The following is a 21,461-nucleotide window of genomic DNA, read 5'->3' on the forward strand; positions in this document are numbered from 1 at the left end:
CGGTACGCGGGCGAGCCGGGCGAAACGCTCGGCCGGCTCGGACCGAATGAAGAAACAACCGCAAACCCACGGATGTAACAAGAAGGGAGCCACGAAGTGGCCGCTCTGACCCAGGAACAGATCGTCGAAGAGCTCGCCAAGATCATCGAGGAGGTGACGGGCATCGAGCCGTCCGAGGTGACCTTGGAGAAGTCCTTCGTCGATGACCTGGACATCGACTCGCTCTCGATGGTCGAGATCGCGGTGCAGACCGAGGACAAGTACGGCGTGAAGATCCCGGACGAGGATCTGGCCAGCCTGAAGACCGTCGGTGACGCCGTCTCCTACATCCAGAAGCTCGAGGCCGAGAACTCCGACGCGGCCGAGGAACTGAAGGCCAAGTTCGGGCACTCGGAGTAAGGGCCGATATCCGTGACCACTCCTTCCACCCTCAACGGGAATTTTCCCAACGTCGTCGTTACCAGCCTGGCGGCGACCACGTCGATCGCGGGCGATGTCGATGCGACGTGGAAGGGTCTGCTCAATGGTGAAAGCGGAATCGAGGTTCTCGAGGACGACTTCATCGAGCAGTACAACCTTCCGGTCCGCATCGGCGGTCACCTGAAGGTATCGCCGGACACGTTGCTGGAACGGGTCGAGATCCGCCGCATGGCGTACGTCGAGCGCTTGGCCACCGTGCTGGGCCGCGAGGTGTGGAAGAACGCCGGCAGCCCGGAGGTCGACCCGGAACGACTGGCCGTGGCTATCGGCACCGGCCTCGGCGGCGGTGACGCGCTGATCGATTCGGTCGACAAGCTGAAGACCGGCGGCTATCGCAAGATCTCGCCGCTGGCCGTGCAGATGGTCATGCCGAACGGACCGTCCGCGGTCGTCGGGCTCGAGCTCAAGGCCCGGGCCGGCGTCATCACTCCGGTCTCGGCGTGCTCGTCGGGTTCGGAGGCCATCGCGAACGCGTGGCGGATGATCGTCATGGGCGACGCGGACATCGTCGTCACCGGCGGCGTCGAGGGCTTCATCGACTCGGTGCCGATCGCGGCGTTCTCGATGATGCGGGCGATGAGCACGCGCAACGAGGATCCGAAGGGTGCGTCACGGCCGTTCGATTCCGGTCGCGACGGCTTCGTCTTCGGCGAGGCCGGTGCGCTCATGGTCATCGAGACCGAGGAACACGCCAAGGCGCGCGGGGCCACCATCCACGCTCGCCTGATGGGCGCCGGTATCACCTCCGACGGCTTCCACCTGGTCGCCCCGGATCCGGAGGGCAGCGGTGCCGGTCGCGCGATGAAGCGCGCGATGCAGACCGCCGGCCTGTCGGCGAACGACATCACCCATGTGAACGCCCACGCCACCGCCACCCCCATCGGTGACACCGCGGAGGCGAAGGCGATCCACAAGGCGGGCGTCGGCCATGCGTCGGTCTACGCTCCCAAATCCGCCCTGGGCCACTCGATCGGCGCCGTCGGCGCCCTGGAGTCGGTGCTCACCGTGCTCAGCATCCGGGACGGCATCGTGCCGCCCACGCTGAACCTGGAGAACCAGGATCCGGAGATCGACCTCGATATCGTGCACGGCGAAGCCCGCCGTCAGGACATCGAGTACGCGATCAACAACTCGTTCGGCTTCGGTGGGCACAATGTCGCGCTCACCTTCGGCCGGTACTGATGTCACCGGCCGTTGACCGGCCGGTAATCGGATGAATCCGGTGGGGTGCTCCAATGGAGATATCTCCCCCGATGACGTGGATGCCCCACCGGATTCGATCCGTAGTTCAACACATAGCTTCGCTCCACAACACGCAGCCGCTCAAGCGACTCCTACATATCCCCTCGAGGAGATAACGCGATGACCATTCTGGCTCCCGCTCATGCGGATGCCGTAACCGATCCCCGGGATCCGCTCGGCCGGTTGCAGCGCTTTTTCGATCCCGGAACGGTTCTCCCGCTACACCCCCGCGACAAGTCCGGTGTGCTGGCCGCCATTGGCGAGGTCGACGGCGTCCGTACCGTCGCCTACTGCTCCGACGCCACCGTGATGGGCGGCGCGATGGGCGTCGACGGCTGCAAGCACATCGTGGACGCGATCGACACCGCGATCGACTCGCGCTTGCCCATCGTCGGCATCTGGCATTCGGGCGGCGCCCGGCTCGCCGAGGGTGTCGAGGCCCTGCACGCGGTCGGCCTGGTGTTCGAGGCCATGGTCCGCGCTTCCGGACTGGTTCCGCAGATCTCGGTGGTGCTCGGCTTCGCCGCCGGTGGCGCCGCCTACGGCCCCGCGCTGACCGACGTCGTGATCATGGCCCCCGAGGGCCGGGTGTTCGTCACCGGACCCGACGTGGTCCGCTCGGTCACCGGCGAGAACGTCGACATGGCCACCCTGGGCGGCCCGGTCACCCACGGCAAGAAGTCCGGCGTGTGCCACATCGTCGCCGAGGACGAGCAGGACGCGCTGCACCGCGGCCGCCGCCTGGTGTCGATGTTCGCCGAGCAGGGCGAATTCGACCTGGTCGCCGCCGAGCACGGCGACGTCGACCTGCGGGCGATGCTGCCGGAGTCGGCCAAGCGCGCCTACAACGTCAAGCCGCTGGTCAACGAGCTCCTGGACAATGTAGCCTCCCCCGACGGCGACACCGAATCGTCCTTCGAGGAGTTCCAGGGCGGCTACGCCCGCAGCATGGTCACCGGCCTGGGCCGGCTGGCCGGTCGTACCGTCGGTGTGCTGGCCAACAACCCGCTGCACCTGGGCGGCTGCCTCGACTCCGAGAGCGCCGAGAAGGCGGCCCGGTTCGTGCGGCTGTGCAACTCCTTCGGTATCCCGCTGGTCGTGATCACCGACGTGCCCGGCTACCTGCCCGGCGTCAGCATGGAGTGGGAGGGTGTGGTGCGCCGCGGCGCCAAGCTGCTGCACGCCTTCGCCGAGGCGCGCGTCCCGCGCGTCACCCTGGTCACCCGCAAGATCTACGGCGGCGCCTACATCGCCATGAACGCCCGCTCGCTCGGCGCCACCGCGGTCTACGCGTGGCCCGGTTCCGAGGTCGCGGTCATGGGCGCCAAGGCCGCCGTGGGCATCCTGCACAAGAAGGCGATCGCCGCCGCTCCCGAAGAGGACCGCGAGGCCCTGATCGAGCGGCTGACCGTCGAGCACGAGCAGCTCGCCGGCGGCGTGGCCCGTGCGGTGTCGATCGGCGTCGTCGACGAGGTCATCGACCCGGCGAAGACCCGCTCGACCATCGCCGCGGCGCTGGCCGCGGCCCCGGCCCGGCCCAGCCACAACAAGAACATCCCGCTGTAAGGGACTGCGCGAGAACAGTTTTCGTGTAGCGAGAAATTCACATGAAACGGGTGGCTCCGATCGGAGCCACCCGTTCCGTGTTCCCTGCCACGGCGATTCCACTGTACCCGCGCATCATCGCCGCAGGTCACCGGCTCGTGCGGAGACCGATCAGCCGACGTCGCGGCGCAGCCAGGTGACCTCGGCGCCCTCGCCGTAGCGGTACGGCTCGAGGTCGTCGTCCCAGGCGGTGCCCAGGGCGCGATCGATATCGGCCGAGATCTCCGCGGCGGTACCGCGGCCACGATCCCGCGCGGCGGCGACGATCGCGCGCAATCTCATCTCGCCGACCACCAAATCGCCGTTGGCACTGGTGGTTCCGTGCCACAGGCCCAGGCCGGGCACGAAGCACCAGCGCTCCCCGTCGACCCCCTCGCTGGGGTCCTCGGTGACCTCGAACCGCAGCATCGGCCAGGCGCGCAGGGCCTGCGCCAACCGGCCGGCGGTACCGACCGGGCCCACCCAGTCGATGGTGGTGCGCAATTGACCGGCGACGACCGGCTGGGTGGCCCAGCGCAATTTCGCGGGAGCCTTGAGGGTGGAGGCGAGAGTCCATTCGATATGCGGGCACAGCGCGGCCGGCGATGAGTGGATGTACACCACTCCAGCCGTCGCATCCGCGAATTGACTCGATCCGCGCACCAGGACACCTCCAGCGTCGACATGGGCCGTCTTCCCCAACGACCGTCGAGCCGGTGCGTGACACGAGCTTACTGGAGGGTCCCGAGTTACGGGTGTTACTTTTTCCTGTGTGTTCTCCGGCGCTCAGCCGATCTCCGCGAGTACCGCGTCACTGAACGTCGGCCATACCGCGCGGGCCCAATCGCCGAAATTCTCGTCGGTGAGTGCCACCGCCGCCACCCCGATTATCGGGTCCACCCACAGAAATGTTCCGGACTGGCCGAAATGACCAAAAGTCGCGGGTGAGTTGGCCGCTCCGGTCCAGTGCGGGGTCTTGCGATCCCGGATCTCGAAGCCCAGGCCCCAGTCGTTGGGGCGCTGGGAGCCGAAGCCCGGCAGGACACCGTTGATTCCCGGGAATTGCACACTGCGCGCGGCGTCGAGCGTCTCCGGGGTGACCAGCGCGGGATTCACCAATTCCCCGGCAAAGGCGAGCATGTCGGACAGGGCGGCGCGGCCGGCGTGCCCGGCGGAACCGGCCAGCACCGCGGATTTCATTCCGAGCGGCTCGAAAACCGCCTCGCGCAGATAATCCGGGAACGGGATTCCGGTCTGGTCGGTGACGAATTGCGCGAGCACCTCGAATCCGGAGCTGGAATAGATTCGCTTCGAACCCGGTTCGGCCAGAATCACATTGGTGTCGAAGGCCAGGCCGGAGGTGTGCGCCAGCAGGTGCCGCACGGTCGAGCCGGGCGGCCCGGCGGGCTGGTCCAGTTCGATCGCGCCCTCCTCGACCGCGATCAGAACCGCGTACGCCACAAGCGGTTTCGTCACCGACGCGAGTGCGTAGACCCGCGCGTCGTCCCCCTCGGTGGCCACGATCCCCTGCGCCGTCACCACACCCGCGGCGGCGTGCCGGACCGGCCACTGCCGAATCTGCTCCAGTGCTTGCACGGCCACGAGCCTACGACCCCGCGGCCGCGCTCCCGCACACCGGTCCTCCGGCCGGAACCGCTACTCGATCAGACCGTTCGCCTGCTCGAACAGTTCCAGGGTGATGGCGTGCAGGAACTCGCCGACCCGCTTCGGCGCCTTGCCGGCGAAGGCGCGCGCGTGCGTGCCCTCCAGCACGATGCCGAGCTTGAAACAGGCCAGCACCGTGTACCAGGTGACGTGCCCGAGGTCGCGGTCGGAGAACCGGCCGTACTCGGCGATCATCTCCTCGGCCGTGGGCAGCCCGCCGACCTCGCCCAGCTTCCCGAACAGTCCCGCGCCCGCGGTGCCCGGCTCGGACCGGGTGGCCAACTGCCAGCCGAGGTCCAGCAACGGATCGCCGATGGTCGACATCTCCCAGTCGACCAGGGCCGCGACCTCGGGGCGGTCGTAGTGGAACATCACGTTGGCCAGGTGGCAGTCGCCGTGCAGGATGCCCGGCGACCACTCCAGCGGACGATGCCGTTCCAGCCAGTCGCCCACGCGCCGCACACCGGGGATCTCGGGCCCCGGATAGCCGTCGTTGGCGGCGTAGGACTCGAGCTCCGACAGCCAGCGAGGCACCTGACGCTCCAGGAAACCGTCCGGCTTGCCGTAGTCGGTCAGTCCCAGGGCCACGTAGTCCACCGAGCCGAGCCGGGCGATCGCCTCCACCGCGGACAACCCCATCCGCCGGCGCAGGTCCGCGTCGGCCGCGTACAGCGGCGGCAGCTCGGTCTGCGGATTGAATCCGGTGATCGGCTCCATCAGGTAGAAGACCGCGCCCAGCACCGATTCGTCGGCGCAGGCGGCGATCACCCGGGGCGCGCGGACGTCGGTGCCGGCCAGCGCGCCGAGCAGCCGCGCCTCCCGGCGGATCACGTCGTTGCTCTTGGGCCGCAAGTGTTTCGGGCCGCGGCGCAGCACATAGTCACGGCCGCCGCGACGGAACCGGAGCATCACGTTCTGGGTGCCGCCGCCGAGCGCGACCACCTCCTCGAACTCACCCCCGGGCAGCCCCTGTTCCTCCATCCAGGACCCCACGACAGCGAAATCGACGACTTCCCGGTCGACGCCGGCCGGTTGCACCACAGTCATGCCCACATTCTGCACCATGCCACTTCCCCAACTGAAGGCATCCGCCATCAATATGCCTGGCGGGCCGATCGGGGCCACGCGCTACGGTGAGCAGCATGCTCCCGGCACACCCTCTCGGCTCTCCGGCGACACCGCCGGACAGGGCCGGCGGGGCGGCGTCACGCCCACCGTCGGCCCAGCCGGACCGAGCGCGCCACACCCGCACAAACCGCCGGACGGCCGCACGGGCCGCATGGCCCCGCCGAGTGGCGACGCCCGGTGCGGCCGGGACGGACACGCCGAACCCCGGGCAATCGACCCTGGTTCCGCCACAACCGATCCGGATGCGGTCCACTGGCGGACTTCCCTGCCCGTGGGCGCCCCGGGCGGGCGGGACAAGCACGCCGGACACCGGACAACCGACTTCCGTTCCGCCACAACCGGTCCGGGCGGAGTCCGCCGGAGGACTTCCATGCCCGCCGACGCCCGGAGCGGGCAGGACAGGCACGCCGGACACCGGACAACCGACTTCGGTTCCACCACAACCGGTCCGGGCGGAGTCCGCCGGAGGACTTCCATGCCCGCCGACGCCCGGAGCGGGCAGGACAGGCACGCCGGACACCGGACAACCGACTTCGGTTCCACCACAACCGGTCCGGACGGAGTCCACCGGAGGACTTCCATGCCCGCCGACGCCCGGAGCGGGCAGGACAGACACGCCGGACACCGGACAACCGACTTCGGTTCCACCACAACCGGTCCGGACGGAGCCTGCCGGCGCACTTCCCTGCCCGGCGGCGTCCGGTGCACCGAACCGACTCGTAGCACCGGCTTTTCGCGCCAGTACGGCCGACCGCCGGGCAGGTGTCCGATGAGCGGCGACCGGCGGCGGATCCGCACATTGCTGGTGGACAACTACGACTCGTTCACCTACAACCTTTTTCAGCTGATCGGCATCGTCAACTGCTGTCCTCCCACCGTGATCCGCAACGACGAGCTGGACCCGACCGTGCTCGATCTGTCCGGTTTCGACAACATCGTGATCTCGCCCGGACCCGGACGACCCGATGTGGCACGGGATTTCGGCCTCTCCCGCTACTTGGTCGACCATGCCGAACTACCGCTGCTCGGTGTCTGCCTCGGGCATCAGGGGATCGTGCTCGGCGCAGGCGGCGCGGTCGTCGCCGCCCCGGCGCCCCGGCACGGCTTCCCGGACCGCATCCACCACGATGGACGAGACCTCTTCGAGGACCTACCGGACGGTTTCACCGCGGTCCGCTATCACTCGCTGTGCGCTGCCACCCCGCTGCCCGAGGCGCTGGAGGCGACCGCGACCGCATCCGACGGAGTGGTCATGGGCATCCGGCACCGTACTCGTCCGCAATGGGGCGTGCAGTTCCATCCGGAGTCGGTGTCCAGCGAGCACGGCGCGGCTCTGCTGCGCAATTTCGCCCGGTTGACCGAGCGTTTCACCGCCGAACCGGCGACGTCGGCCCCGGCCACCACGCGATCGCGACGACGAATCGGCCCCCGCGAACCGTGCACACCCCGCACCGCCCCCCGGCACGAGCAGCCCGGGGCCGGATCGGGCGAACCAGCCACTACTGGGCCGGGCGAACCCCCCACTACCGCACCGCACGATCCGCGCAGAGCCGCACCGGGCGAATCACGCAGGGCCGCACCGCACGATTCGCGCAGGGCCGCTCCGGGCGAATCGTCCACGGCCACAACGGGTGAACCGGCCACCGCCACAACCGACAAGCCAGTCACCGCCAGAACCGGTGAACCAGCCACCGGCGGATCTCGCGAGTCGAACGAGGCCGGATCGGGTGAACCGGCCATTACCTGGCCGGGCGAACCTCCCGCTACCGCACCGCACAATCCGCGCAGAGCCGGACCGGGTGAATGGTTCACGGCCACAACGGGTGAACCGGCCACGGCCACCACCGGTCAGCCAGCCACCGCCACAACCGGCGAACCAGCCACCGCCACCACCGGTCAGCCAGCCACCGCCAGAACCGGTGAACCAGCCACCGGCGGATCTCGCGAGTCGAACGGGGCCGGATCAGGTGAGCCGGCCACTACCGGGCCGGGCGAACCCCCCGTTACGGCACCGCACGATCCGCACAGAGCCACACCGGGCGAATCGTCCACGGCCACAACGGGTGAACCGGCCACCGCCACAACGGGTGAACCGGCCACCGCCAGAACCGGTGAATCCGCCACCGGCGGAACTCGCGAGCCGAACGGGGCCGGATCGGGGCAGCGTGACGACCTCGTGCACTGTGTGCTCGTGGCACCGGCCGACGGCGCGGCGCCGCCCGGGGGGCGGCCGATCCGCCTGTTCGATGTGTTGCATGAGGTTGTCGACCACACCGTGGACGCCGAGGAGGCTTTCGCCCGGCAGCACGAGCAGGCGGATACCGCCTTCTGGCTGGACAGCGCGCTGACCGAAGCCGGTGCGGGCCGGTTCTCCTATCTCGGTGATGCGGATGGACCGGCCGCCGAGGTGGTGCGGTATCGCGTCGGCGAAGGCTTCGTTCGAGTGGATACCCCGGCCGGTGAGCGATCCGTACCGGGCACCGTACTCGACTATCTGGCCGTCGAACTGGTTCGGCGCCGGATCGAATTCCCGGACGTACCTTTCGATTTCGTCGGCGGCTACGTCGGCTACCTTGGCTACGAGGTGAAGGCCGACTGTGGCGCGTCGGCCGCGCACCGCTCCCCCACCCCGGATGCCGTGTGGGTATTCGCCGATCGGCTCGTGGTCGTGGACCACCACGAGGCGCGCACCCATCTGATCGCGCTGTGCGAACCGGAAAGCGCTGTTGCACAAGAGGAATGGATGGCCGTCACCCGAAGCATTCTCGAGTCGACCACTTGCCCGCCGGACCGGCCGCGGTCGTCGGCCGCCGACACCAAGGGTTCGCCGGGCCGCACACAATCAGCCGCCGACACCGAGCCTTCGCCAGGCCGCACACAATCAGCCGCCGACACCGAGCCTTCGCCAGGCCGGGCAAAGTCGGCCGCTCCCGGCGGAGCCGCCGGGACCGACGAAACCGCTACGCAGACAGGCGGTTTGCGCGGATCGGAGGAGAAAGTTTCGGGTGCGGCGAGCGATTCGGCACCGGTGGAGTCGATCCCGTGTTTCCGGCGGGCCGATCCGCTGTTCGCGGAGACGGCAACCCGCGATCCGGGGCCGGACCCGACTGGCCTGCCCGCGGGTCGTGGGGGTGCTGCGGTGACTGCTCCGGCGATCGAGCGGGCGGGGACGGATTTCACGACCGGCATCGGCGCAGGCGACCTCGCGGCGTTGGCGGCGGGACTGAGCCGGGGGCGGGACCGGTATCTCGCCGATATCGCCGATATCCGGGCGGCGCTGCGGGCCGGCGAAACCTACGAGGTCACCCTCACCGACCAGGTGGCCGTCGCGGACCCGGCGGCGGACCCGGCGTCCGATCTGGCGGTGTACCGCGCGCTGCGGCGATCCAATCCGGCGCCGTACGCGGCGTTCCTGCGATTCGGGGAGACCGTCGTGGCGTGTTCCTCGCCGGAGCGGTTCCTGAAGATCACCCGGGACCGCAGCGTGGAGAGCAAGCCGATCAAGGGGACCGCGCCGCGCGGGCGGGAGCCCGCGACCGACGAGAACCTGCGGCGCGCATTGGAACTCGACCCCAAGACGCGGGCCGAGAACCTCATGATCGTGGATCTGCTGCGCAACGATCTGGGGCGGGTGTGCGAGCTCGGCAGCGTGTACGTGCCGGAGCTGATGGCGGTCGAGACGTACGCCACCCTGCATCAACTGGTGTCGACGGTGCGCGGGCGGTTGCGGCCGGAGGTGAGCGTGATCGACTGTGTGCGTGCGTGTTTCCCGGGCGGCTCGATGACCGGCGCGCCGAAGCTGCGCACCACGGAGATCATCGACGGGCTGGAAACCGAAGCGCGCGGGGTCTATTCGGGCACCCTCGGCTTCCTCGGGCTCGGGGGTACCGCCGACCTGAACATCGTCATCCGCACCGCGGTCCGGCACCAGGGCCGCTGGCGGATCGGGGCAGGCGGTGCGATCGTGCTGGATTCCGACGCGGCTGCCGAATTCGACGAGATGGTCCTCAAGGCCGCGGCGCCGGTACGCGCGGTGCGGGGTCAGGTCAGCCAGGCGCCGACCGGGGGCGGGATCCAGCCGGGGTCGCGGCCGAACCAGCCCGCCAGCCGGTCGTAGGCGGGCGCCGCCGCGTCGACGGACACCTCCACTCCGAAAGGCTTTCCCGGACCGCGGTATTCGGGGCGGAGCAGTTGCTTCGACCAGGCCAATCCGTGCTCGGCGAGGGCGTCGTCGAGGATCACCCGCGCGCCGGTGGCCTGCGCGAGATCCCAGGTGTGCACGGCGGATTCGGTGATCTGCTGGTCGAGCCGGCCACGCAGTGGCGCGGTGCTGCCGCCGGGTCCGGGTACCGGGCGATTGAGGTCGGCGGCGCGCCAGACCTTCAGCAGTTCCTCGGAACCGACCCGGAACTGCACGAGCCGGTCGGCGCCGAGCGGGGCCGCGGGGACCGCGCGGCCGGGCGTCTCGCCGCGCGCGGCGGCCGTGAAATCGCGCAGGTCCTGTCCGATGACGTGGGTGAGCAGATCGCGGACGGACCATTCGGCGCAGGGGGTGGGCAGTTCGTCCTGATCGTCGCGCTCGATGGCGATCACCGCCGCCAGCTGGGTGAGCGCGCGCTCCAACAGTCCGAGGGTCGCATCGGTCTCCGCCACCCCACGATTGTGCCCCTGCGGCCGCGGGGCGCCCGGACCTCCGGAGCCGATTACTGCACAACAAGACGGAAATGAGACGCATTCGTGATCTCGGCGCCCGGCCCGTGCCCGGCGCCTACCATGGGTCGGTGACCATCGATCCGCTGCTGACGAACCGGCAGAACTGGGATGCTCGCGCCCCCATTCACGCCGCCAGTCGCTTCTACCTCGACCCCGATTCCGGCTACTGGTTCGCTCCCTTCGAATGGGAGGTGCTCGGCGACGTCCGGGACCGCGACGTGCTGCACCTGCAATGCCATCTGGGTACGGAGACGGTCGAATTCGCCCGGCGCGGCGCTCGGGCGGTGGGCCTGGACTTCTCGCCCGAGTCGGTCCGGCACGCCCGTGAATTGTCCGGCGACGCGGTGGAATACCACTGCGCGGACGTCTACCGGGCGCGGGAGGCGCTGGGCGCGAAGCGTTTCGACATCGTCTACACCGGCAAGGGCGCGCTGTGCTACCTGCCCGACCTGACGGCCTGGGCGCGGGTGGTGGCGGATCTGCTGCGGCCCGGCGGCCTGCTCTACATCGTGGAATTCCATCCGCTGCTGCACTCGCTCGGCCCCACACCGCCTTCGGGCAGCGACCCGAGCGCGCTGGAGTTGCGCGACGACTACCTCGAGGGCCGCGGGGCGCAACTGCGCGACAGCACCCACACCTACACCGACGGGCCGGATCTGACGTCGGACACCACGGTCTACGAATGGCGGCACGGGCTCGGCGAGGTGGTCACCGCGCTGCTCGCCGCCGGCCTGCGCATCACCGGCCTCACCGAGACGGATCTGCTGCCGTGGCCACGCTTTCCGCAGATGGTCCGCACGGCGGACGGATGGTGGCGGCTGCCGACCGCCGATCCGATCGTCCCGCTGCTGTACGGCCTGGCCGCCACCGCACCCGTTTGAGGGTCTGCACGACCGCCACCGCACCCGTTAGAGGGTCTGCACGACCGCCATGGCGCCCGACTGAGGTCTGCACGGACCCGGGCGGCTTCGGCGCTTACCTTAAGCCTTTCGGCCGCAACACCTTTCGTGATCAGCCGACGCGGTGCCCGGCCGCGCGCAGCACGTCGGCCGCCTCGTCCCGGCGATGGTCGGGCACCAGCACCAGATCGGCGTGGTAGGTCGAGGCGACGAACACCGGGATGCCCGCCTCGGCCAGCGGCGCCACCAGCGCGGCCAGCGCACCGGGATGGTCGTGCCCGCGGCCGTTGTCACCGCCGTAGAAGCCGACCCAGCGTTCCCCGTCGGCCCACGGCGGCGCCTCACGCACCACGGTCAGCCCCTCCGGGGCACGGACCAGCGCGACCCACTCGTCGTCCTCCGGAAACGTCGCGGTGGGCAGGTGCTCGACGGCGAACGACGAGGGGACCACCACCAGGCGCTGGGTCACGGTCATGGCGTCATCGTAGGCGGGGCCTTCGCGCGCGGGGCCGTGCGCCCGGCGAACCGAATCATCACCGGCACGTCGACCCAGTGGTAGAGCACCGCGGCGGCCGCGGTCGCCAGCACCAGGGTCAGCAGCGCGAATCCGGTCCAGCCGAGGATCCCGAACTGCCTGCCGCCGATGAGGAATCGGGTGACGAGCACCATCACCGGGAACTGGATCAGGTAGAAGGCGTAGGAGATGTTGCCGAGCCACACCATTCGCGGATGCGCGTTCGATCCGCGGATCCCCGCGAGGTCGCGGGCCGCCATCGTGGCGACCACCGCCGCCGTGGGGGCGATCAGCAGCGCCGACATCTTGAAGTCGATCGGCACCACCCAGGTCGCGGCGTAGGCGATCGCCAGCGCCAGCAGCGGCGGTGTGAGACGCGTACTGCGCCAACGTCCTTCGAGCACCATGCGCGCGGTCAGCACGCCCAGGTAGAACTCCGGCAGCCGCGCCGGCGGGAAGGTGTAGCCGAGCCAATACGACCGCGCCACCGGGATGTCCGGCTGCGCGAACCACGCCTGGGAGGCGTGCAGCTCGAAATGCGGTGAGCTGTCACCGGGAACCAGGCGGGGCGCGAACGCGTTCGCGATGCCCTTCGGGCCGGGCACCCACAGATAGAAGGCCGCGTGCATGGCGAGCACCGCCAGCACCAGCACCGCGGCCGCGAGCAGCAGCCGCTGGGCAGGGATCCGCCGCACCAGCGGCAACAGCAGCGGAAAGGTCAGGTAGAAAAGCATTTCCGAGGCCAGCGACCAGGACGGCACGTTGAGCCCGCCGACGGTGCTCCACTTAGGCACCCAGGCATGCACGAGCAGCACATTCGGCAACCACACGACGAGCCGGTGCAACGGCACCCCGGCCGCGAGCACGAAGGCGGCGGCCGCGACCAGGTGGGTCGGATAGATCTTCAGCACCCGCCGCCGGTGGAACAGCGTCACCGGCATACCCGGCCGGAACGACCAGTAGATGATGAAGCCCGACAGCACAAAGAAAAAGGTGACCCCGGCGGCCCCGAGCTGCATCGGCAGCCACTGATGAATGTGCCGGAACAGCTCGGACTTCTGGAACGGATACACCGGCAGGAATACCAAGGCGTGCAACACGAAGACAGCGAACGCCGCCCACCAGCGCGCCCCGGTGAGCGAGGGCAGTGCGGGCCGCCGCTCCCCGCCGATCTCGGCCGCCGTCGGCGCGCGGACCGCTTCCGGCACACGGGCCACCTCCGGCACCCGGACCGCTTCCGGCATGTGGACCACCTCCGGCACCCGGTCCACCCCCGGCACCCGGTCCACCCCCGGCACCCGGTCCACCCCCGGCACCCGGTCCACCCCCGGCACCCGGTCCACCCCCGGCACCCGGTCCACCCCCGGCACCCGGTCCACCCCCGGCACGCGGACCGCCTCCGGCGAAAGGACCGCCTCCGGTGCGCGAGCGTCTGTCGGCAGGCGAGCCACCCCGGACGCGTCGGCAGCCCCCGGCGGGCGCTCCGCCCCGGGCAGCAGCGCTACCCCGGACACCGAAGCCGCCTCCGGCACCCGGGCTACCTCGAGCGGGAGGGCCGCTTTCGGCACGTGAACCGCTTCCGGCGCATGGACTGCCTCTGCTGCGCGGGCAACCTCCGACGGGAGCGCCACCTCCGGCGGGAGCGCCACGTCGGGCGGGAGCGCCACGTCGGGCGGGAGCGCCACCTCCGGCGGGAGCGCCACGTCGGGCGGAAGCGCCACGTCTGGCGGGCGGGTCATCGAAGGTACCTGTCGTACAGGGCATTCGCGGTCACCGCGTCACCCCGGGTGGACGGGTGGAACGGCAGACCGGCGATATCGGTGCGCGGGTCGAACACCCCGTTGAGCCACGGGTCGGCGGAACACAGCCCGTGCCCGGTGGTGAGCGCGCGGGCGTCGAAGAAGCCCAGTCCCAGCAGTTCCGCGGCCTCGCGCTGCGCCCGATCGATGCGGTCGAAGTACGCGACGACGGCCCGTCCGCGCGGCTGGATGAACGGCGCCACACCGAGAATGCTCAGGCAGACGGTGTCCTGTCCCGAGGGCAGGATCTCCGGGTAGCCGACGATCACGATGTGCGCGGCCGGCGCGTAGTAGCGGATGTAAGTGACTGCGGCCTTGATCCTTTCGGCGTACGCGGCGCCGGTCACGCCGCGCACGTCCGGAATTCGGCCCTGTTCCACCGCGTCCAGATCGCAGCCGCGGATCAGGTCGAAGACGCACTGCTGCAATCCATACCAGAGCGTCTGATCGGTGTCGCCCCAATGATCGTCGAGACCCAGTTGCAGGGTCACCAGTCGGGTGGCCGGGCCGAATGCGCCGTCGTGGTCGGCCTGCAGGACCTCCATGGCGAGGGTGTAGCCCGGCCCGCTGTCGATGGACGCCCCCGAACAGGACGGGTTGGCCACCTGGTCTCCGCCCCGCGGCCCCAGCAGGCGGCCCAGCTGCGCGGGCCACGAACTGCCGCCGCGCACACAGACATCGCCCGAGGACTGCGGGTCCCAGCCGTTGGCGGTGTACGAATCCCCCAGGACGACGACCTTTCTGCCCTCCGGTGCGGAATCCGCTTGTGCCGCAGTGACTCCCACCGCCGATGCGGCGATCGCGAGGGCGGCCGCGCACACGCCGCGCAGCCCCCTCCGGACGCCGGCGCCTGCCGATCGCATGCCGAACTCCCGTGTCTCAGTAGCCCGCGCGCGGTTCGAAGCCCGGCGCGTCCAGCGTCGGCGGCGCCGGTTTCGGGGCCGGCTGCGGCGCGGGTTTCGGGGCGACCGGCTGCGGCGCGGGCGCCTCGGTGGTCGTGGGTTCCGGTGCGGGCGCGGCGGTGGTGGGCTCCGGTCCGGGCACGTCCACGGGCGCCGGCGCGGCACTGCTCACCGGCGCCGCGCTGCTCAGCGGCGCGGGGACCACGGGCGCCGGGACGGCACTGCTATCACCGCCCTGCGACCGATCGGTGGTGGTCTCGCCGCAGGCCGCCACACCCAGCAGGCACACCCCGGCGACCAGCACAATCGCCGCCCGGAGGTGGAAGACACCCGTGGTACGAAACTTCATGGGACCCTCGAATCACGAACTGAAATGTCCTCTATTCACTTCAGGGCAGCATACAAGTCACCCTAGGCACGGCGGCCCGATTCGCCCGGATTCGATCACGCTTCGGGCAATGTCACGGCTGCGATGCCCAGATCTTTGTCACCGCGCCCGGACAGGCCGAGCAATATCAGCGAGTCCGGTGCCAACTCGCCGCGCTCGGCGGATTCCATGAGATAGCCGACGGCGTGGGCGGATTCGAGCGCGGGCACGATGCCCTCGCAGCGCGAGAACGCCCGGAATCCGCGTAGCGCCGCGGCATCGGTGACCGCGTGGTACCGCACCCGGCCCCGATCCTTCAGATAGCCGTGCTCCGGCCCGATCGCCGGATAGTCCAGCCCCGCGGCGATGCTGTGCGTGCGCTGCACCTGGCCGTCGGCGTCCTGCAACAGATAACTGAACGAGCCGTCGAGCTCGCCGGGTGCACCCGCGGTCCCCGTGGCGGCGTGCTGCCCGGTCTCGATTCCCCGGCCCGCCGCCTCGACCCCGATCAGCGCGACCTCGGGTGTGTCGAGAAAGGCGTGGAACAACCCCAGCGCATTGCTGCCGCCACCCACACAGGCCACCACCCGGTCCGGCAGCCGCCCGGTCGCCGCCAGCAGCTGCCGCCGGGATTCGCGGCCGATCACGGTCTGGAAATCCCGCACGATGGCCGGATACGGTGCGGGCCCGGTGACCGTGCCGAACAGCAGGTAGGAGGTGTCGGTCGTGGACACCCAGTCCCGAACCGCCTCGCTCACAGCCGCTTTCACCTTGCGGCCGCCCGTGTCCACCCGGCGCACCTCGGCGCCGAGCATCCGCATACGCGCGACGTTCGAGGCCTGACGGGCCATGTCGTGGGCGCCCATGTAGACCACGCAGCGCAGGCCGAGCATCGCGCAGACCGACGCCACCGCCACCCCGTGCTGGCCCGCGCCGGTCTCGGCGATCACCCGGGTCCGGCTCATGCGCGCGGCGAGCAACGCCTGCCCCAGCGCATTGTTGATCTTGTACGACCCGGTGTACGCCATGTCCTCGCGCTTCACATACACCCGCGCCCCCGGCACTCCGAGCACTCGCTCGAATCCCGGCACCCGGTGCAGCCGGGTCGGCCGGCCCGCCCGCTCGCGCAGCAGCGTCTCCAACTCGGTCGCGAAGGTCACGTCGGCCCGGGCCAGCCGATAGGCTTCCTCGAGTTCGGTCAGCGCCGCCATCAGGGCCTCGGGCGCGTACCGCCCGCCGTACACACCGAACCGGCCCGCCGCGTCCGGCAATTCCTCGATGCGGTTCCGAGTCGATCTACCACCGTCGACACGCGCAGACATCACACTCTCCCGATCATCGACCCGGGCCCATAGAACAGACCGTTTGGTCTGATCGTAGGGCGGCCCGGCACCGCCGCCCCGAATCCGCCTCCCTCCGTTGGGAAGCCACCACGAACGCGGTCCGAGGGCCGTGACGATCGTCGGCGAGGCACGAGACGAGCCGGTTGCGGGCCGGTGACGATCACCGGAACCGCCCGCATATCGATCCGGAACCACGTGCGCCGCGATCGGACTCCGGATCATCCCTCCCGACTACGATCGGGATGCTGTCGGTCGACCCCGTCCCATCCGTTCGTTCCCGATCCGCTCGGACCGCACAGGAGACCGCGATATGGCCGACGATCACCAGCGACACGGCGAGCAACCGTTCGCCGACACCGCCGATTTCACCGACGCCGACCGCGGCTTCGTCGCCGCCCTGGAGCCCGGCGTGGTCACGGACGAGAACGGCAAAGTGGTGTGGGACAACGACTCCTACGCCTTCATCCGGGGCAGCTGCCCGAATTCGGTGCATCCCGGGCTGTGGCGGCAGTCGCAGCTGATGTTGCGGCAGGGTCTGTACGAGGTCGCGCCGGGTTTCTATCAGATCCGCGGCCTGGATCTGTCGAATATGACGCTCGTCGAGGGTGACGCCGGCGTGATCGTGATCGACCCGTTGATCTCGGCCGAGACGGCGAAGGCGGGCCTGGACCTGTACCGCCGGCATCGGGGCGACCGGCCGGTCACCGGCCTGGTCTACACCCATTCGCACGTCGACCACTTCGGTGGCGCGCTGGGTGTCGTCACCGAGGAGGACGCGGCGACGGGCCGGGTCCCGGTGCTCGCACCGGCCGGATTCGTGCGACATGCGGTGGCGGAGAACATCTTCGCCGGTACCGCGATGGCCCGCCGCTCGGCCTACATGTACGGCGCGGCGCTCCCCCGTGGGCCGCGCGGCCAGGTCGGCGCCGGTCTGGGCATGACCACCTCCACCGGCACGGTCACCCTGCTGCCGCCGACGCGGGACATCACCGCGACCGGTCAGGAGGAGGTGATCGACGGCGTCCGCATCGTGTTCCAGCTGACCCCGGGCACCGAGGCGCCCGCGGAGATGAACTTCTACTTCCCGGACCACCGGGTGCTGTGCACGGCGGAGAACGCCACCCACACCCTGCACAACATCCTCACCCTGCGCGGCGCGCTGGTTCGCGACGCCCACGTGTGGGCGCGGTACCTCAACGAGACGATCACGCTCTTCGCGCACCGGACCGATGTCGCCTTCGCCTCGCACCACTGGCCGATGTGGGACACCGAACGGATCACGGAATGGCTGACCCTGCAGGCCGACACCTACGGCTACCTGCACGATCAGACCCTGCGCCTGCTCAACCAGGGCCGCACCGGCATCGAGATCGCCGAGACCCTGCGGCTGCCGCCGACGCTGGAACGCAAGTGGTACAACCACGGCTACTACGGTTCGATGAGCCACAATGTGAAAGCCGTCTACCAGCGCTATATGGGTTGGTTCGACGGCAATCCGGCCCATCTGTGGGAGCATCCGCCGGTGGCGTCGGCCGAGCGGCACGTCGAGGCGATGGGCGGCGCTGCCGACACAATCGGGAAGGCGCGCCGGGCTCACGATGCGGGCGATCACCGCTGGGCGGCGCAACTGCTGAACTACGTGATCTATGCCGATCCGGGCAACGACACCGCGAAGATGTTGCAGGCCGAGGTCTTCGAGGAACTCGGCTACGGTTCGGAGAACGGTACGTGGCGCAACTTCTACCTCACCGGCGCCTACGAACTGCGCCACGGCACGGTCGGCACCCCCACCGGCACCTCCTCGGACTCGATGGCGCGCTCGCTGTCCGTCGACCAGGTCTTCGACGCGGTCGCCTTCCGCATCGACGGCCCCGCGGCGTGGGACCTGCACCTGATGCACGACTGGCATGTCACCGACGAGGACCGGACCTACCGCACCGAACTCCGCAACGGAGTGTTCGTCCACTACGTGCTGCCGGACGACAACGTCCGGCCCGCATCGGATGCCGCGTTCACACTCGACCGGCGCACCCTCATCGGCGTGCTGACCGGCGGACAGGACATGACGGAGGCGGTGCGAACGGGCAGCGTGCGGGTGACCGGCGACCCGTCGGGGCTGGCCCGACTGAGATCCGTGATCGGCACGCCCGATCCGAACTTTCCGATCGTCACGCCCTGGGAACGCCGAGCCACCGTGTGAGGGCGGCGCTGCCGTCCTGATGACCGCGTTCGTGAGTCCCGTTGCCGGAGTACGGGACCCACGAGCGGCCGGTTCAGTCGGCGATCACCAGCAGCAGGTCGCCGCCGTCCACCTCGTGGGTGGTGCCGATCGCGATCCGGTCGATGATGCCGGCGCGCGGGGCGGTGATGGCGGCCTCCATCTTCATCGCCTCGATGGTGGCGACACTGTCCCCGGATTCGACGCGGTCACCGACCGCGACGGTCACGGTCACCACACCGGAGAACGGGGCGGGCAGGTGCCGGGGGTCGGACGGGTCGGCCTTCTCGGCGGTCGGCAGGTGCTGGTCGATGGACCGGTCGCGGACCACCACCTGGCGGAGCTGTCCGTTGAGAATGCAGGTGACGGTTCGCATTCCGTGGTCGTCGGGTTCGGAGATGGCCTCCAAGCCGATCAGCAGTGTCACACCCTTCTCCAACTGGACCCGGTGCTCCTCACCGTGGCGCAGGCCGTAGAAGAACTGATTCGCCGACAGACCGGACGTGTCACCGTACTTCTCCCGATGCGCCAGAAACTCCGACGTCGGCCCAGGGAACAGCAAGCGGTTCAACGTTTCCTGCCGCTGCTGCGACGAACCATCCAGCGCCGCTTCGTCTTCCGGCGACAGCGTCGCCTCCGGCTTCGCCGGACCACGACCAGCCAACGCCCGCGTCCGGAACGGCTCCGGCCAGCCACCCGCCGGTGTCCCCAGTTCCCCACGCAGAAAACCGATCACCGAATCCGGAATATCGAACCGCGCCGGATCACCCCCGAAATCCTCAATATCGACACCACTACCCACCAGGGACAGGGCCAGATCACCGACCACCTTCGACGACGGCGTCACCTTCACCAACCGACCCAGCAACCGATCCGCCGCAGCATACTTCGCCTCCACCTCCTCGAACCGGTCACCGAGACCCAGCGCAATGGCCTGCTGCCGCAGATTCGACAACTGACCACCCGGGATCTCGTGGTGATACACCCGGCCCGTCGGCCCCGCCAACCCTGACTCGAACGGACCGTACACCTTCCGCAACGACTCCCAATACGGCTCCAGATCACACACACTCTGCAAGCTCAACCCCGTATCGAACGGCGAATGCGCCGCCGCAGCCACAATCGCCGACAACGCCGGCTGACTGGTCGTCCCCGCCATCGGCGCACTCGCACCATCCACCGCATCCGCACCCGCCTGCCACGCAGCCAGATACGTCGCCAACTGGCCACCGGGCGTGTCGTGGGTATGCACATGCACCGGCACATCGAAATTCCGGCGTAACGCCGTCACCAGCGTGTGCGCCGCCGGAGCCCGCAACAGACCCGCCATGTCCTTGATCGCCACAATGTGCGCCCCCGCGTCCACCACCTGCTCCGCCAGCTTCAGGTAATAGTCCAGCGTGTACAGGTTCTCGTTCGGATCCGACAGGTCACCGGTATACGACAACGCGACTTCCGCCACCGCCGTCCCGGTTTCCAGCACCGCATCGATCGCGGGACGCATCTGATCAACATTGTTCAGCGCGTCGAAGATCCGGAAGATATCGATCCCGGTATCGGTAGCCTCACGGACGAACGCGCGCGTCACCCGCTCCGGATACGGGGTATACCCGACTGTGTTACGGCCTCGCAGCAACATCTGAAGACAGATGTTCGGGACCGCTTCCCGCAACGCCGCCAACCGCTCCCACGGATCCTCATACAAGAACCGCAGCGCCACATCATAAGTCGCGCCACCCCAGCACTCGATCGACAACAACTCCGGCGTCAACCGCGCCACATGCCCGGCCACCTGCAACAACCCATTCGTCCGCACCCGCGTCGCCAACAGTGACTGATGCGCATCACGGAAAGTGGTATCCGTCACCGCCACCGCATCCTGTTCACGCAACGCACGCGCGAAACCGTTGGGTCCCAACGCAACCAGGCGCTGCCGCGACCCCGACGGCGGCGGCGCCGAAAGATCGATCACCGGCAACTTGTCATGCGGATACACCGCCGTCGGACGCTCACCATGCGGCTTGTTCACCGTCATGTCGGCCAGATAGCCGAGGATCTTCGAGGCGCGGTCGGCCGAGGCGTGGCGAGTCAGCAGTTCGGGACGGTCGTCGATGAACGAGGTGGTGATCCGCCCGGCCCGGAAGTCGGGATCGTCGAGAACCGCTTGCAGGAACGGGATATTCGTGGACAGACCACGAATCCGGAACTCCGTCACCGCGCGGCGAGCCCGCGCGATGGCCGCGCTGAGATCCCGGCCACGACACGTCAACTTCACCAGCATCGAATCGAAGTGCGGGCCCACTTCCGCACCGACATTGGCACCACCGTCGAGCCGGACGCCCGCACCACCGGGACTGCGGTAGCCCGTGATCCGCCCGGTGTCGGGCCGGAAACCGTTGGCCGGGTCCTCGGTCGTGATCCGGCACTGCAACGCCGCACCCCGAATCCGCACCGACTCCTGACTCAACCCCAAATCTTCTAGAGACTCCCCCGCCGCAATCCGCATCTGCGACTGCACCAAATCCACATCAGTGATCTCCTCCGTCACCGTATGCTCCACCTGAATCCGCGGATTCATCTCGATGAACACATGATCCCCACGCTCAT

At 69.2% G+C, this 21,461-nt stretch carries 16 protein-coding genes; 6 read left to right on the forward strand and 10 right to left on the reverse strand.

The annotated features are described in order from the left end of the window. The first annotated feature begins 96 nt into the window (after window positions 1-96). The 3 genes from acpM (at window position 97) to NRB56_RS06440 (ending at window position 3,288) form a co-directional block, all read left to right on the forward strand. A complete protein-coding gene (gene acpM, locus NRB56_RS06430) occupies window positions 97-399 on the forward strand; it encodes a meromycolate extension acyl carrier protein AcpM (protein ID WP_319942630.1) in 303 nt (100 codons plus the stop codon). A 12-nt stretch (window positions 400-411) separates the two neighbouring features. Further along, a complete protein-coding gene (locus NRB56_RS06435; RefSeq protein WP_319942631.1) occupies window positions 412-1,662 on the forward strand; it encodes a KasA/KasB family beta-ketoacyl-ACP synthase in 1,251 nt (416 codons plus the stop codon). 180 nt (window positions 1,663-1,842) lie between these two features. Continuing rightward, window positions 1,843-3,288 carry an acyl-CoA carboxylase subunit beta gene (locus tag NRB56_RS06440; protein ID WP_153339492.1) on the forward strand — a complete coding sequence of 482 codons (1,446 nt, stop codon included), beginning with the start codon at window positions 1,843-1,845 and terminating at the stop codon, window positions 3,286-3,288. 150 nt (window positions 3,289-3,438) lie between these two features. On the opposite strand, the gene NRB56_RS06445 is transcribed toward NRB56_RS06440, so the two are convergent. The 3 genes from NRB56_RS06445 to NRB56_RS06455 form a co-directional block, all read right to left on the reverse strand. Next, entirely contained in the window at window positions 3,439-3,969 is a 531-nt protein-coding gene (locus NRB56_RS06445; RefSeq protein ID WP_319942632.1) for a DUF3145 domain-containing protein, read from the reverse strand. Window positions 3,970-4,092: 123 nt separating this feature from the next. Beyond that, complete coding sequence (locus NRB56_RS06450) at window positions 4,093-4,902, reverse strand: serine hydrolase domain-containing protein (RefSeq protein ID WP_319942633.1); 810 nt, start codon at window positions 4,900-4,902, stop codon at window positions 4,093-4,095. Window positions 4,903-4,962: 60 nt separating this feature from the next. Beyond that, the gene (locus NRB56_RS06455; protein ID WP_194290738.1) at window positions 4,963-6,018 is read right to left on the reverse strand and encodes a phosphotransferase family protein; all 1,056 of its coding nucleotides are present in this window, start codon (window positions 6,016-6,018) and stop codon (window positions 4,963-4,965) included. 850 nt (window positions 6,019-6,868) lie between these two features. Between NRB56_RS06455 and NRB56_RS38760 the strand changes: the two genes are divergently transcribed. Then, window positions 6,869-10,216 (forward strand): chorismate-binding protein, encoded by a 3,348-nt coding sequence (locus NRB56_RS38760; RefSeq protein WP_227837207.1) that lies wholly within the window; start codon window positions 6,869-6,871, stop codon window positions 10,214-10,216. On the opposite strand, the gene NRB56_RS06470 is transcribed toward NRB56_RS38760, so the two are convergent. Continuing rightward, complete coding sequence (locus NRB56_RS06470; protein ID WP_153339494.1) at window positions 10,141-10,752, reverse strand: TIGR03086 family metal-binding protein; 612 nt, start codon at window positions 10,750-10,752, stop codon at window positions 10,141-10,143. The genes NRB56_RS38760 and NRB56_RS06470 overlap by 76 nt on opposite strands. A gap of 128 nt (window positions 10,753-10,880) precedes the next feature. On the opposite strand from NRB56_RS06470, the gene NRB56_RS06475 reads away from it, so the two are divergent. Continuing rightward, the gene (locus NRB56_RS06475; RefSeq protein ID WP_319942634.1) at window positions 10,881-11,693 is read left to right on the forward strand and encodes a class I SAM-dependent methyltransferase; all 813 of its coding nucleotides are present in this window, start codon (window positions 10,881-10,883) and stop codon (window positions 11,691-11,693) included. A 130-nt stretch (window positions 11,694-11,823) separates the two neighbouring features. Here NRB56_RS06475 and NRB56_RS06480 read toward each other — a convergent pair whose 3' ends face one another. From NRB56_RS06480 to trpB, 5 genes are all read right to left on the reverse strand, one after another. Further along, complete coding sequence (locus tag NRB56_RS06480) at window positions 11,824-12,186, reverse strand: ACT domain-containing protein (RefSeq protein ID WP_153339495.1); 363 nt, start codon at window positions 12,184-12,186, stop codon at window positions 11,824-11,826. Beyond that, window positions 12,183-13,964 carry an acyltransferase family protein gene (locus NRB56_RS06485; RefSeq protein WP_264766993.1) on the reverse strand — a complete coding sequence of 594 codons (1,782 nt, stop codon included), beginning with the start codon at window positions 13,962-13,964 and terminating at the stop codon, window positions 12,183-12,185. Before NRB56_RS06485 ends, NRB56_RS06480 begins: the two co-directional genes overlap by 4 nt. Then, entirely contained in the window at window positions 13,961-14,887 is a 927-nt protein-coding gene (locus NRB56_RS06490) for an SGNH/GDSL hydrolase family protein (RefSeq protein ID WP_153339496.1), read from the reverse strand. Before NRB56_RS06490 ends, NRB56_RS06485 begins: the two co-directional genes overlap by 4 nt. Window positions 14,888-14,903: 16 nt before the next feature. Next, complete coding sequence (locus NRB56_RS06495) at window positions 14,904-15,275, reverse strand: hypothetical protein (protein ID WP_153339497.1); 372 nt, start codon at window positions 15,273-15,275, stop codon at window positions 14,904-14,906. Window positions 15,276-15,370: 95 nt separating this feature from the next. After that, complete coding sequence (gene trpB / locus NRB56_RS06500; RefSeq protein ID WP_153339498.1) at window positions 15,371-16,615, reverse strand: tryptophan synthase subunit beta; 1,245 nt, start codon at window positions 16,613-16,615, stop codon at window positions 15,371-15,373. Window positions 16,616-16,946: 331 nt separating this feature from the next. Between trpB and NRB56_RS06505 the strand changes: the two genes are divergently transcribed. Beyond that, window positions 16,947-18,836, forward strand: coding sequence for an alkyl/aryl-sulfatase (locus NRB56_RS06505; protein ID WP_153339499.1), 1,890 nt, complete (start codon window positions 16,947-16,949; stop codon window positions 18,834-18,836). 73 nt (window positions 18,837-18,909) lie between these two features. On the opposite strand, the gene NRB56_RS06510 is transcribed toward NRB56_RS06505, so the two are convergent. Beyond that, window positions 18,910-21,461, reverse strand: a 2,552-nt coding sequence (locus NRB56_RS06510; RefSeq protein ID WP_153339500.1) for a pyruvate carboxylase, incomplete at its 5' end; no start/stop codon positions are given.

Origin of the sequence: Nocardia aurantia, assembly GCF_009604425.1 — a bacterium.
Classification (GTDB): Bacteria; Actinomycetota; Actinomycetes; order Mycobacteriales; family Mycobacteriaceae; genus Nocardia; species Nocardia aurantia.